The 14,307-nt window shown below is 68.5% G+C and carries 18 protein-coding genes; 11 read left to right on the top strand and 7 right to left on the bottom strand.

The annotated features are described in order from the left end of the window. Positions 1 to 3 precede the first annotated feature (3 nt). The 3 genes from NHN26_RS03610 to NHN26_RS03620 form a co-directional block, all read right to left on the bottom strand. Complete coding sequence (locus NHN26_RS03610) at positions 4 to 708, bottom strand: corrinoid protein (RefSeq protein WP_253088156.1); 705 nt, start codon at positions 706 to 708, stop codon at positions 4 to 6. 137 nt (positions 709 to 845) lie between these two features. Next, the gene (locus NHN26_RS03615) at positions 846 to 1,811 is read right to left on the bottom strand and encodes an SGNH/GDSL hydrolase family protein (RefSeq protein WP_253088157.1); all 966 of its coding nucleotides are present in this window, start codon (positions 1,809 to 1,811) and stop codon (positions 846 to 848) included. 123 nt (positions 1,812 to 1,934) lie between these two features. Further along, the gene (locus NHN26_RS03620; RefSeq protein ID WP_253088158.1) at positions 1,935 to 2,528 is read right to left on the bottom strand and encodes a histidine phosphotransferase family protein; all 594 of its coding nucleotides are present in this window, start codon (positions 2,526 to 2,528) and stop codon (positions 1,935 to 1,937) included. Positions 2,529 to 2,566: 38 nt separating this feature from the next. On the opposite strand from NHN26_RS03620, the gene NHN26_RS03625 reads away from it, so the two are divergent. From NHN26_RS03625 to olsA, 3 genes are all read left to right on the top strand, one after another. Continuing rightward, positions 2,567 to 2,749, top strand: a complete 183-nt coding sequence (locus NHN26_RS03625) for a DUF3553 domain-containing protein (RefSeq protein WP_132696312.1) — start codon at positions 2,567 to 2,569, stop codon at positions 2,747 to 2,749. Between the two features lie 159 nt (positions 2,750 to 2,908). Continuing rightward, on the top strand, positions 2,909 to 3,685 hold the full coding sequence (gene olsB / locus NHN26_RS03630; RefSeq protein WP_253088159.1) for an L-ornithine N(alpha)-acyltransferase: 777 nt from the start codon (positions 2,909 to 2,911) through the stop codon (positions 3,683 to 3,685). Further along, on the top strand, positions 3,682 to 4,500 hold the full coding sequence (olsA, locus tag NHN26_RS03635; RefSeq protein WP_253088160.1) for a lyso-ornithine lipid O-acyltransferase: 819 nt from the start codon (positions 3,682 to 3,684) through the stop codon (positions 4,498 to 4,500). Before olsB ends, olsA begins: the two co-directional genes overlap by 4 nt. Here the strand turns inward: olsA and NHN26_RS03640 are convergent. Then, positions 4,497 to 5,117 (bottom strand): thiamine phosphate synthase, encoded by a 621-nt coding sequence (locus tag NHN26_RS03640; RefSeq protein ID WP_253088161.1) that lies wholly within the window; start codon positions 5,115 to 5,117, stop codon positions 4,497 to 4,499. The two genes, olsA and NHN26_RS03640, sit on opposite strands and share 4 nt — an antisense overlap. Before the next feature lie 118 nt (positions 5,118 to 5,235). On the opposite strand from NHN26_RS03640, the gene NHN26_RS03645 reads away from it, so the two are divergent. The 5 genes from NHN26_RS03645 (at position 5,236) to NHN26_RS03665 (ending at position 9,356) form a co-directional block, all read left to right on the top strand. Beyond that, positions 5,236 to 5,973 carry an RNA methyltransferase gene (locus NHN26_RS03645; protein WP_253088162.1) on the top strand — a complete coding sequence of 246 codons (738 nt, stop codon included), beginning with the start codon at positions 5,236 to 5,238 and terminating at the stop codon, positions 5,971 to 5,973. An 82-nt stretch (positions 5,974 to 6,055) separates the two neighbouring features. After that, positions 6,056 to 7,204: a COX15/CtaA family protein gene (locus tag NHN26_RS03650; RefSeq protein WP_253088163.1), complete on the top strand. Its 1,149-nt coding sequence runs from the start codon at positions 6,056 to 6,058 to the stop codon at positions 7,202 to 7,204. Positions 7,205 to 7,207: 3 nt separating this feature from the next. After that, on the top strand, positions 7,208 to 8,686 hold the full coding sequence (locus NHN26_RS03655; RefSeq protein ID WP_253088164.1) for a carboxypeptidase M32: 1,479 nt from the start codon (positions 7,208 to 7,210) through the stop codon (positions 8,684 to 8,686). Positions 8,687 to 8,740: 54 nt separating this feature from the next. Next, on the top strand, positions 8,741 to 8,995 hold the full coding sequence (locus tag NHN26_RS03660) for a hypothetical protein (RefSeq protein WP_253088165.1): 255 nt from the start codon (positions 8,741 to 8,743) through the stop codon (positions 8,993 to 8,995). A 196-nt stretch (positions 8,996 to 9,191) separates the two neighbouring features. Next, positions 9,192 to 9,356 carry a hypothetical protein gene (locus NHN26_RS03665; protein WP_253088166.1) on the top strand — a complete coding sequence of 55 codons (165 nt, stop codon included), beginning with the start codon at positions 9,192 to 9,194 and terminating at the stop codon, positions 9,354 to 9,356. Positions 9,357 to 9,422: 66 nt separating this feature from the next. Here NHN26_RS03665 and NHN26_RS03670 read toward each other — a convergent pair whose 3' ends face one another. After that, on the bottom strand, positions 9,423 to 10,211 hold the full coding sequence (locus NHN26_RS03670) for an enoyl-CoA hydratase (protein WP_253088167.1): 789 nt from the start codon (positions 10,209 to 10,211) through the stop codon (positions 9,423 to 9,425). Positions 10,212 to 10,269: 58 nt separating this feature from the next. Between NHN26_RS03670 and NHN26_RS03675 the strand changes: the two genes are divergently transcribed. Then, positions 10,270 to 10,692 (top strand): PaaI family thioesterase, encoded by a 423-nt coding sequence (locus NHN26_RS03675; RefSeq protein ID WP_253088168.1) that lies wholly within the window; start codon positions 10,270 to 10,272, stop codon positions 10,690 to 10,692. A 73-nt stretch (positions 10,693 to 10,765) separates the two neighbouring features. Here NHN26_RS03675 and speE read toward each other — a convergent pair whose 3' ends face one another. After that, positions 10,766 to 11,611 (bottom strand): polyamine aminopropyltransferase, encoded by an 846-nt coding sequence (gene speE, locus NHN26_RS03680; RefSeq protein WP_253088169.1) that lies wholly within the window; start codon positions 11,609 to 11,611, stop codon positions 10,766 to 10,768. Then, positions 11,608 to 12,114: an adenosylmethionine decarboxylase gene (speD, locus tag NHN26_RS03685; protein ID WP_132696322.1), complete on the bottom strand. Its 507-nt coding sequence runs from the start codon at positions 12,112 to 12,114 to the stop codon at positions 11,608 to 11,610. Before speD ends, speE begins: the two co-directional genes overlap by 4 nt. Before the next feature lie 261 nt (positions 12,115 to 12,375). On the opposite strand from speD, the gene dusA reads away from it, so the two are divergent. Both dusA and NHN26_RS03695 read left to right on the top strand, forming a co-directional pair. Further along, positions 12,376 to 13,380, top strand: a complete 1,005-nt coding sequence (dusA, locus tag NHN26_RS03690) for a tRNA dihydrouridine(20/20a) synthase DusA (protein WP_253088170.1) — start codon at positions 12,376 to 12,378, stop codon at positions 13,378 to 13,380. Between the two features lie 82 nt (positions 13,381 to 13,462). Next, complete coding sequence (locus NHN26_RS03695; RefSeq protein ID WP_253088171.1) at positions 13,463 to 14,287, top strand: sulfite exporter TauE/SafE family protein; 825 nt, start codon at positions 13,463 to 13,465, stop codon at positions 14,285 to 14,287. Positions 14,288 to 14,307: the final 20 nt, after the last annotated feature.

Genomic DNA, 14,307 nt, shown 5'->3' on the forward strand with positions numbered 1-14,307 from the left:
GGGTCAGGCGACAACGGCCTGGTTATGCTTGCGCGCGATGAAGGCCTTGGCGGTTTCCACGGCGACGGCGGCATCGCGGCAATAGGCATCCGCCCCGATCGCGCGGCCGAATTCCTCGTTCAGCGGGGCGCCGCCCACCAGCACGATATAGTCGTCGCGGATGCCGCGCTCGGCCATCGTGTCGATCACGATCTTCATGTAGGGCATGGTGGTCGTCAGCAGGGCGGACATGCCCAGGATGTCGGGCTGTTCGGTTTCCAGCGCGCCGAGATAGCGGTCGACATCGGTGTTGATGCCCAGGTCCACCACCTCGAACCCCGCGCCCTCCATCATCATCGAGACGAGGTTCTTGCCGATGTCGTGGATGTCGCCCTTGACCGTGCCGATCACCATCTTGCCCATCTTGGGCGCGCCGGTCTCGGCCAGCAGCGGCTTGAGCAGGCCCATGCCCGCCTTCATCGCATTGGCGGCCAGCAGCACCTCGGGCACGAACAGGATGCCGTCGCGGAAATCCTTGCCGACGATGGTCATGCCGGCGACCAGCGCCTCGGTCAGCACGCGATAGGGTTCCCAGCCGCGGGCGAGCAGGATCTCGACGCCCTCGACGACCTCGTCCCTGAGCCCGTCGTAAAGGTCGTCATGCATCTGCGGGACGAGCTCCTCGTCGGGCAGGTCGGCAAGGATCAGCTCGTCTTCGTCTTCGGCCATTCGCGTCACTCCGGTTCCCCGGGCCCGCCGGGCAAGGCGGACCCTTCGCGCGATCTATCGGCATTTCCGGCCGTCCGACTTGGCCGGTTGCGACATCGCCCGCGCGGCGTGCGACGTTTTCGCACGCGCCGGCCGGGTCAGGGCCGCCCGCGACGACGCAGAAGGACCAGCCCGCCCAGCCCGCCCAGCAGCAACACGCCCCCCGCGGGCAGCGGCACGGGGGCGATGGCGGCGAGGAACCGATCTGCGATCAGCGCATGCGCGGCCTGGGTCGGGTGGATGCTGTCGTGGAACAGGAAGCCGGTACAATCCGGTGCCGCACCGGCCTGAAGCGCGACGAGGCAGGGCGTGGTGAGGTTCGTGAAGCCGTAGGCGGCGCTGTCGTCCTGGACCAGCGCGAACAGCCCGAAGATGTCCACATAGCGCACATCGCCGTCGCTGATGCCCGTCAGGGCGGTCTGGAGGGTGGCGTTGAAGGCCATGGTCGCCGCGGTTGCGGCGGCCGAGGCTTCGCCGCCCAGGGCCAGCGCCTCGGGGATCTTGCCCAGATCGGGCAGGCCGAAGACCGCGACGGTGCCGAGGCCGCCGGCGATCAGGGCCTGGACCCCGGTGACGATCCCGGTCACGGCGGCACCGATGGCTGCGGCGGCGGCGGTCGCGGGATCGTCGGCGCGGAAGGCGTCGCGCAGGTCGTTGCCGCCGAACCAGACCGCGGCCAGCGGGTTCGCCCCCAAGACTGGCGCCGTCGCTTCGTAAAGGGTGCGCTGTTCGGCGAAATCGGGCAGGTCGACGGTATAGGGGCCGCCGGGCAGGTTGATCTCGATCTCGCCCTGGGTCACCGCGGTCGCGCCGCCGAAGGCGAAATTGGCGCCGGAGGCGAGATCGGCGCCGAGTTGCGCCGCCCATGTCGCGCCATCGGTGAACTGGCCCTGCGGATAGATCGCGGCGAGAGCCGGGTTCGCGCCGGGCAGCTGCGAGAGCGTGTTGCCCGGATCGCTGAGGCTGTCGCCGAAGACGAAGAAATCGGTGTAGGGCCCCAGCGATCCGGCGCAGGCGGGCAGGGGGGCGGCCAGAATCGCCGCGGCAAGTGCAAGATGTTTCATCGGGGTCTCCCTCGTTCCCTGGTGCGAGGGATTAGAGCGCCGCGCGGGGAAGCTGTCCATTCCCTTGCCCATGGCGCCCCCGGCATGGCGCCGGGCAGGCCGCGCCGGAGCGGCCCTTCGGGGTCAGATCGAGAGGTCGAACCGCGTCTCGCTGCGCGAGAGCGCGAGCGTGCGCCCGGCCGCGCGGGCGGCGACCGGCAAGAGCGCGAACTGGACCTCCGAGGCGGCGATCTCGCCCTCCGGGGCGCGGTTCTCGGCGATCGGAAGCCAGAGCCGCGGATCGAGCAGCAGGCGGGCGCCTTCCGCCGTCAGCGCCAGATCCCTGCCCGAGCCGCTGATCGCGATCCGCCCGCCGCGCAGCAGGGCGGTCTCGGCGCACAGGACCGCCAGCAGGACGACCTTGGCCAGCGCGCGCGGCAATGCGGCGGGCGGTTCGGCGGCGATCTCGATCCGGCTGCCGCCGTAATAGTCGGACAGGATGTCGGCGATCTCGGCCCCGGCGATCTCGGTGCCTTCGCCCGCCGCGCCGAAGGCCAGGCGGAACAGCCGGATGCGCCCATTCGCGCGGGCGACGCTGTGGGCGATCAGTTCGAATTCGTCGCGCCCCGAGATGCCCGGCGACATGGCCAGAAGTTCCATCCCGTTGCCGATCGCACCGATCGGGCTGATAAGGTCGTGACAGATGCGCGAGCCGACAAGGGCGGTCAGATCAGCCATGTCGCAACTCCGCGTGGCGGGTGATGGGGGAAAAGTCGATGCAGCCAATGAATTCCATCCTCGAACCCGGCATGCTGGTGCGCCATCCGGGCCAGCCGGATTGGGGCATCGGGCAGGTGCAATCGGTGATCGGGGCACGGATCACTGTCAATTTCCGCGAGGCGGGAAAGGTGGTGATCGACGGGGCGAGAATAGAGCTCATGCCTGTTTACGAATCCTAACATCCTATGCGCGCAGGCTGACCGAAGATGGTTAACGCGGGATTAACGGCCGCGCCTGGCCGGGGGGGGATGCGCGGCGGCACGCGCAGTTGCGCTTTGGCGCACGGCCCCCTAGAACGCGCCGAGACCGCCCCGCCGGGGCCGCCGGAGTCCGCGCCGATGCACCCGCCCGAGGACCATTTCGAGCTGCGCCTTGCCCAGACCGAGGCCGATCTGCGCGCCGCCCAGCGGTTGCGCTACGAGGTCTTCGTGGCGGAACTGGGCGGCGACGGGCCGCTGGTCGATCACGAAAACCGGCTGGAGCGGGACGCGTTCGATCCGCATTACGACCACCTGATTCTGGTCGACACGCGCCGCGATGCGGGCGCGCTGGATCATGTGGTGGGGGTCTACCGGCTGTTGACCTCGGAACGGGCGGCGGCGCTGGGGCGGTTCTATACCGAGGACGAATACGACCTGACCCGGCTCGGGGAGAGCGGGCGGCGGTTGCTGGAACTGGGGCGGTCCTGCGTGCATGCCGATTATCGCGGCGGCACGGCGCTGTATCACCTGTGGAACGGGCTGGCCGATTACGTCCAGCAGCGCGGGGTCGAGATCCTGTTCGGGGTGGCCAGTTTCCACGGCACCGATGTCGAGGCGCTGGCCGAGCCGCTCTCGCTGCTGCATCACCGGTTCCTTGCGCCCGAACCGCTGCGCGTGCGCGCGGTCGAGGGGCATTTCCAGCGGATGGACCTGCTGGAGGAGGACGCGATCGACCGCAAGCGCGCGATGCTGGCGATGCCCGCGCTGATCAAGGCCTATCTGCGGCTTGGCGGCTTCGTGGGCGAGGGGGCCTATATCGACCGGGCGTTCAACACGATCGACGTCTGCCTTGTGATGGACACCGCGCAGATGAACGCGAAAAGCAGCGCGCGCTATGTGCGGGGGCGGGGGTGAGCACCTGGCGTGGCGCCGAGCCGCCGCCCGCGCCGCCGATTTCGCTGGCGGGCTGGGTTCGCGTGGTCTGGCGCGGCCTGGCGCTGGGGATCGTGACCTTCGGTTGCCTGGGGCTTTTGCTGCTGGTGCGGCTGGTGGAGCGCCCGGTTTTCGGCTGGCACCGGCCCGTGACGCCCTTCATCACGCAATTCGTCTGCCGGATGGCCTTTGTCATCCTCGGGATCGGCTATACCGTGCGCGGCCGGCAGATGCGCGAACGGGGGGCGGTGGTGGCCAACCATGCGTCCTGGCTGGACATCTTTGCGCTGAATGCGCGCAAGCGGATCTATTTCGTCTCGAAATCCGAGGTGGCAGGCTGGCCCGGCATCGGCTGGCTGGCGCGGGCGACGGGGACGGTCTTCATCAATCGCGACCGGCGCGAGGCGAAGGCGCATAACCATGTCTTCGAGGATCGGTTGAAGGCGGGTCACAAGCTGCTGTTCTTCCCCGAGGGTACCTCGACCGACGGGCGGCGGGTTCTGCCTTTCAAGACAACGCTTTTCGCGGCGTTCCTGGCGCAGGAGTTGAAGGATATCCTGCATATCCAGCCGGTGACGGTGATCTATGCCGCGCCGCCGGGCGCGCATCCGGCCTTTTATGGCTGGTGGGGCGACATGGGGTTTGGCGCGCATCTGCTGAAGGTGCTGGCGGCCCGACCGCAGGGGGGGGTCGAACTGGTCTATCACGCGCCGCTGAGGGTGGCCGATTACCCCGACCGCAAGGCGCTGGCCCGGGCCTGCGAGGACGCGGTGCGCAGCGCCATGCCGCCCGTCTAGCCCATCGCGGCGATCAGGCGGGCGAGCGTCGCGCAGGCATCGTCGGTGCGCCAGATTTCCTCGCCGATGGCGAAGAAATCCACGACGGGGGAGAGGTTTGCGATCAGTTCCTCATCCAGCGCGCCCTCGGCCACCACGGGGATCTCGATCACTTCGGACCACCATTCGAACAGGTCGCGTTCGGCCAGCGTCCCGTCGCCCAGACCCGTCGCGCCGATGGGGCCGAAGGCGATGTAATCCGCGCCCGCCTCGCCCGCGTTCAACCCGTCATGGCGCGAGGCGCCGCAATAGGCGCCCACGATCGCATCCGCCCCCAGTGCGGTGCGCACCTTGCGCACGTTGCGCGCGCCGTCGGTCAGGTGGACGCCGTCAAGCCCCAGCCGTTCGACCAGGCCCAGATGCGCCTCGATCACCAGCGGCACGTCGCGGGCATGGGCGATCTCGCGCAGCTCGTCGGCGGCGCGCGCGACGCGGTCCTCGTCCCGCGTTGCCATTGTCAGCCGCAGGCAGGCCACCGGATGGGCATCCAGCACCGCGGCAAGGCGGGGGGCGAACGCCTCGGGCTCGAAGGCGGGGGGGGTGATGAGGTAGATTTGCGGGCGCTCGATCTCGGCCATTTCGGGGCTCCTGGGTCGTTCGCGCCCCTATAGCGGGGTTTGCGCGGCTTGACCATCGCTTGAACCGGGCGGGCGGCTTGCGTATCAGGCGGGCGCAGCCCAGCCCGGAGCCCCCCGCATGGCCGATCAGCCCGTCTTTGTCCTTGTCCGCCCGCAGATGGGCGAGAATATCGGCGCGGCGGCGCGGGCGATGTGGAATTTCGGGCTGACGGGCATGCGGATGGTGGACCCGCGCGATGGCTGGCCGAACCCGCGCGCGGTGGCGCTGGCATCGGGGGCGGGTCGGCTGCTGGATCATGCGGGCGTCTTTGCCACCACCGCCGAGGCGCTGGCCGATTGCGACTATGTCTATGCCACCACCTCGCGCGCACGCGGGCTGACCAAGCCGGTCGTCACCCCCGAACGCGCGATGGCGGAGGCGCGCGGGATGATCGCGCAGGGCCGCCGGGTGGCCGTGCTGTTCGGTCCCGAGCGCGCGGGGCTGGAAAACGAGGACATCGCGCGGGCCAATGCGATTGTCGAGGTGCCCGCGAACCCGGAATTCCCCTCGCTGAACCTGGCGCAATGCGTGTTGCTGACGGCCTATGAATGGCGCCGCGAGGGCCCCGGGATCGTGGCCGAACGGCTGGAGATGGCCGGGGCCGCGCCCGCCACGGGGCTGGAGGTCGAGAAACTGGCCGAGCATTTCGAGGAACGGCTTGAGGCGGCGGGCTTCTTCTTTCCCGAAACCAAGGCCGCGAACATGAAGCTGAACCTGCGCAACATGTGGAGCCGGATGCCGCTGACGCGGGCCGATGTGCAGACGCTGCACGGGATGCTGCGGCAATTGATGCGGGGCCGCGGCGACGGGCTCTGACTTGAAGGCACCCCCCGGCGGAACTACTGTTCGCCGCAGGCCTCAGACGCGCGGCAGGGACGGGCCGCCGAAAGGGACATCCATGAGCAAGAAGCGCAACATCTTCGAGGAGGTCGGCACCGAGGCCCCGCGCGAGCGGCCCGTGGTGCAGCCTGGCGCGATCGACCGTGCGGCCCGCCGGGGCGCGCGCAGCGCGGTGCGGCTGTGGCTGATGATGCTGTTCCTGATCGTCGCCGCGATGCTGGTGATCGGCGCCTTTGCGCGCCTGACCGAGATGCTGGTGCCGATGCCGAACTGGAACCCGCTGTTCGGGGCGCTGCCGCCGCTGGACCCCGGCGACTGGCTGGCCGCGTTCGACCGCTTCCGCCAGAGCCCGGTCTATCGCGGCGAGGCGCATGGGCTGGGGATCGACGAGTTCCAGCTGGCCTTCTGGTGGGGCTGGGGCTCGCGCCAGCTGGCGCCCACGGCGCTGGTGCTCTGGGCGGTGGGCTTTGTCGGATTTCTGGCGGCGGGCAAGATGCCCAAGGGCTGGACGCTGCGCCTGTTGGGGCTGGGCGTGCTGATCGTGTTCCTGGGCGCGGCCGACTGGCTGGTGGGCGGGGGCGGGATCGCGCCGCCGCCCTTCGATTTCCTGTCCTACCGAATGGCGCTGCATATCGGCTTCGGCTTCTCGCTGATCGGGGTGACGGCCTGGTTCATCTTCAAGCTGTCGCGGACCGAGGCCGACCTGTTGCAGGCCCGCCGGGTGCGCGATCCGGCGGGCTACGGGATGGCGACGGCGCTGATGCTGCTGGTCTTCCTCCAGATCCTGCTGGGCTCGCAGGTGGCGGGGCTCTATGCGGGCAGGGCCTATACCGACTGGCCGATGATGGCGGGCGGCTTCCTGCCGCCGAACCCGTTCTATATCGAGCCGCTCTGGCGCAATTTCTTCGAGAATCACGGGCTGGTGCAGTTCCTGCACCGGATGAACGGCTATCTGGTGGCCGTGCTGGGCATCGTGACCTGGTTTGTCGGGCGCAAGAGCGTGCATCGGCGCACGCGCCGGGCCTTTGACCTTGTGGCGCTGATGGTGCTGATGCAGGCGACGCTGGGGATCGGGACGATCCTGTTCGCCTCGCAATGGCCGATCGCGGTGGCCCACCAGATCGGGGCGATCACGCTCTGGACGCTGGTGCTGCATGCGCGGTTCCTGGCGCAATACCCGGTGCAGCAATCGACGATCCGGGGGTAGCGGATGGGTGCGTTCGACGATCTGATGGCGTTTCAGCGCGAGACCGAGGCGCTGGCGCAGGTGATGGGGCGGCTGGGCTGGGACCAGGAAACGGTGATGCCGAAGGGGGCGGCCCAGCAGCGCGCCGACGAGATGGGCGCGCTGGAATCGGTGCTGCATGCGCGCCGGACCGATCCCAAGGTCGGCGAGTGGCTGGCGGCGGTGGACGAGGGGGCGCTGGACCCGGCGGGCCGGGCGCAGCTGCGCCATATCCGGCGCAGTTTCGCCCGCGCGACCAAGCTGCCCGACCGGCTGTCGGCCGAGCTCGCCCGGGTGACAAGCCGCGCGCAGGGCATCTGGGCCGAGGCGCGGGCGGCTGACGATGTCGCGCATTTCCTGCCCATCCTGACCGAGGTCGTGCGGCTGAAGCGCGAGGAAGCCTCGGCGCTGGCCGAGGGCGGCAGTCTTTACGACGCGCTGCTGGATGATTACGAGCCGGGCGCCACCGCCGCGGGGCTGGCAGCCATGTTCGACCGGATGCGGCCGCGGCTGGTGGAGCTGCGCGAGCGGATCATGGGTTCGGGCCGCGCCCCCGCGGCGCTGGCGGGGCATTTCCCGGCCGAGGGCCAGTTGGCGCTGGCGCGCGAGGTGGCGAGCCATTTCGGCTATGACTGGCGGCATGGGCGGCTGGACCGGTCGGTGCATCCCTTCACCAGCGGGTCGGGGACGGATGTGCGCATCACGACGCGCGTGGACGAGGCCGAGCCGCTAGGCTGTCTTTACTCCACGCTGCACGAGGTGGGCCATGGCGCCTATGAACAGGGGATCGAGCCCTCCTATCGGCTGACGCCGCTGGGGGCGGGCGTGTCGATGGGCGTGCATGAAAGCCAGAGCCGGATCTACGAGAACCAGCTGGGGCGGTCCCCCGCCTTCTGCGGCTGGCTACACGCCCGGATGACCGGGATCTTCGGGTCCTCGGGCGCCCCCGATCCGGACGCCTTTTATGCCGCGGTCAACCGGGTTCATTCCGGCTTCATCCGCACCGAGGCGGACGAGGTGCATTACAACCTGCACATCATGCTGCGCTTCGATCTGGAGCGGGAGCTGATTGCCGGGCGGATGGAGGTGGCCGATCTGGAAGAGGCCTGGAACGCGCGGTTCATGGCGGATTTCGGTCTGGCGGTCGACCGGCCGTCGAACGGGGTCCTGCAGGATGTGCATTGGTCGGTCGGGCTGTTCGGCTATTTCCCGACCTACACGCTGGGCAATGTCTATGCCGGGTGCCTTCATACCGCGCTGCGCGCCGCGATGCCCAGGCTGGACGAGGATCTGGCGCGCGGCCATGCCGAACCGGCGACCGCCTGGCTTGCGGCCCATGTGCAGCGCCATGGCGGGCTGTATCTGCCGGCCGAGACGATCGAGCACGCCTGCGGATTTGCGCCGCATGAGGGGCCGCTGATGGATTATCTCGACGCGAAGTTCGGCGCACTCTACGATCTGTAAGTGCCCGGACAGCGGGCTGGAAACGATGTCAGGGCGCTGGTAGAAGGCGGAATGATGCGGCGCGGGACACTCTTGGGCGAGCTGTGGCAAAGCGCACGGCGGGTCGCCTTTGCCATTCTCGGCGGGGTGATCCGGCGCTATTCGCCCGAGGAGATCGAGGAACGCGTCTCGCGCCGGCCCATCCACGAACAGGTCTTCATCGTGCTCGCGGTGCTGCTGGCGATGCTGTTCACGAGCCTGCTGTTCGCCAATGCCGGTGTCATCGGGCTTCTGGTGTTTTTCCTGATCATCATCATCCTGGTGCGCTGACCGGCAGTCATGGGCCGATCACACAGCCGTGACCGCGCCCGTCAGGGCCGGGTTTTCGGCGTTCCGACAAGCACTTGGCCTGCGGTATGCCGGTGCATGCACATGAATTCCAACATTTTTTCCCCCACCGGTGATCCGGTTTACCATGCCTGCCGTATCCCTTGCACAACCACACACAAAACAAAGGGAACTGGAAATGGACATCATCGGCCCCCTCGCGCTTGGCACCATCGGTTTCGTCGTCGCCTTCGCCTATATCAACATGCGTCAGACCGAAGAGCAGCTCGCCGAGACCCGCCGTCGCAAGGCTGAGAAAGCCGCTGCCGAGTCGGCGTCGGCCATGCGGATCGCCGCCGAGTGATCGCGGCCTCCTGCCAGTGAAACGATCAGGGCCGGGCGCGCTCCCGCCCGGCCCCGGTCCATCTGCTCACGCCTGCCAGTCCGGCGGGCGTTTTTCGAGAAAGGCGCTGATTCCCTCGTCGGTATCGCGCCACAGCATGTTCTCGACCATCACGTCGCCCGCATGGGCATAGGCGTCGGAAATCCCCATCTCGATCTGCTCGTAGAATGTCCGCTTGCCGATGCGCACCGCGGGGTTGAGTTTTCCTGCGACGGTCTCGGCTAGGGCGCGGGTTTCCTGATCGAGACTGTCATGGGGAACGGCGCGGTTGATGAGGCCCAGCGCGGTCGCCCGGTCGGTGTCGATGAAGGCGCCGGTGGTCAGCATCTCGAACGCCTGCTTGCGCGGGATGTTGCGGGTCAGCGCGACCATGGGCGTCGAACAGAACAGCCCGATATTCACCCCGTTCACCCCGAAGCGCGTGCCCTCGGCGGCGATGGCCATGTCGCAGGAGGCGACGAGCTGGCAGCCCGCGGCCGTGGCAATCCCGTGCGGCGCGGCGATCACCGGCTGGGGCAGGCGCATCAGCCCGGTCATCACCGAGGCGCAGCGGGCGAAGAGATCGGCGAAATAGGCGCGCCCGCCATCCTCGGCCTGACGGCCCTGCTGCATCTCCTTGAGGTCATGGCCCGCGCAGAACGCCTTGCCATTGCCTTTCAGGATCACCACCCGCGTCTCGCGGTCCCCGGCCAGCGCGTCGATCTGCGCCTGAAGGGCGGCCAGCATCGCATCCGACAGCGCGTTCAGCCGTTCGGGCGCGTTCAGGGTCAGCGTGGCAATGCCGCCAGCATCCTCACGCAACAGGATTTCGGTCATCTTGTCTCTCCTCGCCTTTGCGGCGAAGACTACGCGTCAAAGGGACAGGGGAAAAGCCATGAACGTGGTGATGGACCGGGACGCGCTTGCCGCGTTCCTTGCGCGGGAATTTCCGCAGGTCTGCGACGATTTCGTGATCGAGGACGTCGCGCCGATGGCCGTGCGGGTGCGCATGGCGGTGGCCGAGCGGCATCTGCGGCCGGGCGGCACGGTGTCGGGGCCGTCGATGTTCGCGCTGGGCGATGTCGGGATCTACCTGGCGATCCTTGCGATGATCGGGCCGAAGGCGCTGGCGGTGACGACGAATTGCTCGATCGACTTCATGCGCAAGCCCGAGGCCGGGCGCGACCTGGTCTGCGAGGCGCGCCTGCTGAAGCTGGGCCGCGTGCTGGCGGTGGGCGATGCGCTGATCTTTTCGGAAGGAATGGCGGGGGCCGTGGCGCGCGCCGGGCTGACCTATTCGATCCCGCCCAAGGGGTAGGGGGGCCTTCTGCCCCCCGTCCGCGGACGCGGACTCCCCCCGAGGATATTTCCGGCCAGAAGAAGGCAGGGTGTCAGGGCATCAGGCGCGCGACATAGCCCGGCAGCGCGAAGGCGGCCTTGTGCACCTCGGGCGTGTAATAGCCCGTGTCGATGCCGGAAGCGGCGAAACGCTGGTCCAGCACGTCGAGCGGGGTGTGGCGCGCGTCGCCATCGGTGCCCCAGCCGAAGGCCATCGGCCCGCCGGCATAGGTGGGGATCGAGGCGAGATAGCAGCCCCAGTCGGCGAAGAGCGCCTTGAAGGCGCGCATCGTGTTGGCCAATTCCCCGCCCTGCATGAAGGGCACGCCGTTCTGGGTGACGAGGATGCCGCCCGGGGTCAGCGCGCGTTTCGCGTGGCCATAGAACGTGTCGGTGAACAGCACCTCGCCGGGGCCGATCGGATCGGTCGAATCGACCACGATCACGTCGAATTTCTCGGCCGTGTTGCGGATGAAGGCCGCGCCGTCGTCGATCACGAGATTCAGGCGCGGATCGTCGAACGCGCCCTGGCTGAGCATCGGCAGGTAGGTCTTCGAGAAATCGACCACGCCCGCGTCGATCTCGACCATGGTGACATGCGCGACCGATCTGTGGCGCAACACCTCGCGGGCCATGCCGCCATCGCCGCCGCCGATAATCAGCACACGGCGCGCGGCCCCATGCGCGAGGATCGGCACATGGGTCATCATCTCGTGATAGATGAAATTGTCGCCTTCGGTGGTCTGCACCACGTCATCCAGCGTGAGGACGCGGCCGAAGGTGGCGTTCTCGAACACCTTCAGCCGCTGATGCTCCGTCTCGCTGTCATAGAGCAGACGATCCACGCGCAGGGACTGCGCGTAGTCGGGATGCAGGCTTTCGCGGACCCAGTCGGTCATGCCGCCTGGACGTCCGTCACCAGACCGTCGCCGCGCAGCAGTTCCTTGACGCGGACATCCTGGGTGCCGAAGGCGCGCGACAGCACGTCGACGGCGCGCCAGGGCTGGGCATCGCCGCACATGAAGACATCGAAGGCGCCATAGCCGATCTCGGGCCAGGTGTGCACCGAGATATGGCTTTCGGCCAGCACGGCCACGCCGCTCACGCCCTGGGGGCTGAACTTGTGGGTGTGGATATGCAGCAGCGTGGCACCGCATTCGTCCACGCAGTCGCGGAACGCCTGCTGGATGCGGGCCTCGTCGTCGAGACCGTGGCCGTTCACCACCTCGATGATGAGATGGGTTCCGGCGAATACCCGACCGTCGCGGCGGATGAAATGGTCATCGCGCGAATCGTCGAACACGTCACGGGTTACGTTTGCAGCCGATTGGCCGCGGTGATCTTCCGCATGGGCGCCTGTCTCCAGACCGATCCCCAGTTGGAAGAGGTTGGCGTCGCTCATGGCGCTCCCCTTCTGACCAGTAGATTGAATCCAGTCGGTCCCTTAGCGCCCCCCCGGTGCTCCGAAGTTGGGATCGGTTCCGATCATGTGGAGTGGCACCTAAGGGTTCGTGTCGAGTCGATCAAGGGGTTTCTGCTGCGATTGCAACATTCCGTCCCTGGCCGGGCCGGCCGGCCACCATGTCGGGGTCGGCTGCATGGGCTGGCCATCGACGCGGTTCAGGCCGTATAGGACGCGCAGCCGCTGACCGGAGGGCGATCCATGGCTGAAAGAGACGAAAAGCGGGACGGCATCGCGGCGCGCCTTATGTCCGTCGCCCCGATGATGGACTGGACCGACCGCCATTGCCGGTATTTCCACCGGCTGATGAGCGCGCGCGCCCTGCTCTATACCGAGATGGTCACCTCGGCCGCGCTGGTGCGGGGGGAGGCGCGGCATCTGCTGGCCTTCGATCCGGCCGAGCATCCGGTGGCGGTGCAACTGGGCGGCTCGGATCCGGGCGAGCTGGCGCTGGCGACGCGGATGGCCTGCGACGAGGGGTATGACGAGGTGAACCTGAATGTCGGCTGCCCCTCCGACCGGGTGCAGTCGGGCAGTTTCGGGGCGGTGCTGATGAAGTCGCCCGGTCTGGTGGCCGAATGCGTGGCGGCGATGCGGGCGGCGGCGCGCGTCGAGGTGACGGTGAAATGCCGCATCGGCGTCGACGACCAGGAGCCGCGCGACATCCTGCCGGGATTCCTGGAAACCCTGCGCGCGGCGGGTGTGCGCTGCTTCGTGATCCATGCGCGCAAGGCCTGGTTGCAGGGGCTGAGCCCGCGGGAGAACCGGGACATCCCGCCGCTGGACTACGATCTGGTTCTGGACATGAAGCGCGCCTTTCCCGACCTTGCGATCTGCATCAATGGCGGGATCCAGTCGCTGGACGAGGCGCGGCGGTTGCTGGAGGCGGGGCTTGACGGGGTGATGATCGGCCGGGCGGCCTATCACGATCCGGCGGCGATCCTGCTGGGTGCGGATGCGGCGATCTTCGGGCAGGAAGGCCGGAAGACGCGGGAAGAGGTTGTCGACGGGATGCGCCCCTATATCGCGCGCCACCTGGCCGAGGGCGGGCGGCTGCACAATGTCACCCGGCACATGCTGGGCCTTTATGCGGGCCAGCCCGGTGCGCGGGCCTGGCGGCGGATCCTGTCCGAAGGGGCGGTGCGGCCGGGTGCGGGGCTCGACGTGCTGGACGCGGCCCTTGCGGCGCTGCCGCGCGCGGCCTGAACCGGCGCTGAACGGGGGCTTATCCCGCTGGCGCGGCGGGTGCGGCTGGGCTAAGGGCAGGGGAGCCGGACCGGAGATTGCCATGCCAGACCTTTCGCTGATCCTGCCGATGCTGGCGCTGCTGCTGGCGATCGGGGCGGTGGCGGGGGTGATCGCGGGCTTGCTGGGCGTCGGCGGCGGGCTGATCCTGGTGCCGGCCTTCTTCTATGCCTTCACCGCGCTGGGCTATGACAGCCCGCAGATCATGCAGATCTGCCTGGCCACCTCGCTGTCCACCATCATCGTGACCTCGGTCCGCTCGGTGCTGGCGCATCATGCCAAGGGGGCGGTGGACTGGGCGATCCTGCGCGGCTGGGCGCCGGGGCTGATGCTGGGGGCGGTGCTGGGCGTGCTGGTGGCCTCGGGGCTGCGCTCGGTGGTGTTGCAGGGCATCTTCGGGGTGCTGGGCGTGCTGGCGGGGGGCTATCTGGCCTTCGGTCGGGCGAACTGGCGGCTGGGAGTGGCCATGCCGGGGGGCGCGCTGCGTGCGGCGCTGTCCTCGGGCGTGGGGTTCCTGGCGGTGCTGATGGGGATCGGGGGCGGGCTGTTCGGGGTGCCGCTGATGACGGTCTATGGCCAGGCGATCCACCGGGCGGTGGCGACGGCGGCGGGCTTCGGGCTGCTGATCGCGGTGCCTTCGGTGATCGCCTTTCTTCTGGTCGATATCGCCCCCGAGGGGCGGCCGCCGCTGACCATCGGCGCGGTGAACCTGCCCGCCTTTGCGGTGATCGTGGCGATGACGCTGCTGACCACGCCGCTGGGCGTGCGGCTTGCCCATCGGCTGGACCCAAAGCCCTTGCGCCGGGTCTTTGCGCTTTTCGCGATCGTGGTGGCGGGCAACATGCTGCGCAAGGCGGCGGGGTTCTGAGCGCGCCCGCGCCGCTGCGT

The organism is Rhodovulum tesquicola (assembly GCF_024128855.1).
GTDB classification, from domain to species: Bacteria; Pseudomonadota; Alphaproteobacteria; order Rhodobacterales; family Rhodobacteraceae; genus Rhodovulum; species Rhodovulum tesquicola.

What these genes read in the sequence shown, in the direction of transcription:
- NHN26_RS03610 (WP_253088156.1), bottom strand. Translation starts at nt 708, where the DNA reads ATGGCCGAAGACGAAGACGAGCTGATCCTTGCCGACCTGCCCGACGAG.
- NHN26_RS03615 (WP_253088157.1), bottom strand. Translation starts at nt 1,811, where the DNA reads ATGAAACATCTTGCACTTGCCGCGGCGATTCTGGCCGCCCCCCTGCCC.
- NHN26_RS03620 (WP_253088158.1), bottom strand. Translation starts at nt 2,528, where the DNA reads ATGGCTGATCTGACCGCCCTTGTCGGCTCGCGCATCTGTCACGACCTT.
- NHN26_RS03625 (WP_132696312.1), top strand. Translation starts at nt 2,567, where the DNA reads ATGCAGCCAATGAATTCCATCCTCGAACCCGGCATGCTGGTGCGCCAT.
- olsB (WP_253088159.1), top strand. Translation starts at nt 2,909, where the DNA reads ATGCACCCGCCCGAGGACCATTTCGAGCTGCGCCTTGCCCAGACCGAG.
- NHN26_RS03640 (WP_253088161.1), bottom strand. Translation starts at nt 5,117, where the DNA reads ATGGCCGAGATCGAGCGCCCGCAAATCTACCTCATCACCCCCCCCGCC.
- NHN26_RS03645 (WP_253088162.1), top strand. Translation starts at nt 5,236, where the DNA reads ATGGCCGATCAGCCCGTCTTTGTCCTTGTCCGCCCGCAGATGGGCGAG.
- NHN26_RS03650 (WP_253088163.1), top strand. Translation starts at nt 6,056, where the DNA reads ATGAGCAAGAAGCGCAACATCTTCGAGGAGGTCGGCACCGAGGCCCCG.
- NHN26_RS03655 (WP_253088164.1), top strand. Translation starts at nt 7,208, where the DNA reads ATGGGTGCGTTCGACGATCTGATGGCGTTTCAGCGCGAGACCGAGGCG.
- NHN26_RS03660 (WP_253088165.1), top strand. Translation starts at nt 8,741, where the DNA reads ATGCGGCGCGGGACACTCTTGGGCGAGCTGTGGCAAAGCGCACGGCGG.
- NHN26_RS03665 (WP_253088166.1), top strand. Translation starts at nt 9,192, where the DNA reads ATGGACATCATCGGCCCCCTCGCGCTTGGCACCATCGGTTTCGTCGTC.
- NHN26_RS03670 (WP_253088167.1), bottom strand. Translation starts at nt 10,211, where the DNA reads ATGACCGAAATCCTGTTGCGTGAGGATGCTGGCGGCATTGCCACGCTG.
- NHN26_RS03675 (WP_253088168.1), top strand. Translation starts at nt 10,270, where the DNA reads ATGAACGTGGTGATGGACCGGGACGCGCTTGCCGCGTTCCTTGCGCGG.
- speE (WP_253088169.1), bottom strand. Translation starts at nt 11,611, where the DNA reads ATGACCGACTGGGTCCGCGAAAGCCTGCATCCCGACTACGCGCAGTCC.
- speD (WP_132696322.1), bottom strand. Translation starts at nt 12,114, where the DNA reads ATGAGCGACGCCAACCTCTTCCAACTGGGGATCGGTCTGGAGACAGGC.
- dusA (WP_253088170.1), top strand. Translation starts at nt 12,376, where the DNA reads ATGGCTGAAAGAGACGAAAAGCGGGACGGCATCGCGGCGCGCCTTATG.
- NHN26_RS03695 (WP_253088171.1), top strand. Translation starts at nt 13,463, where the DNA reads ATGCCAGACCTTTCGCTGATCCTGCCGATGCTGGCGCTGCTGCTGGCG.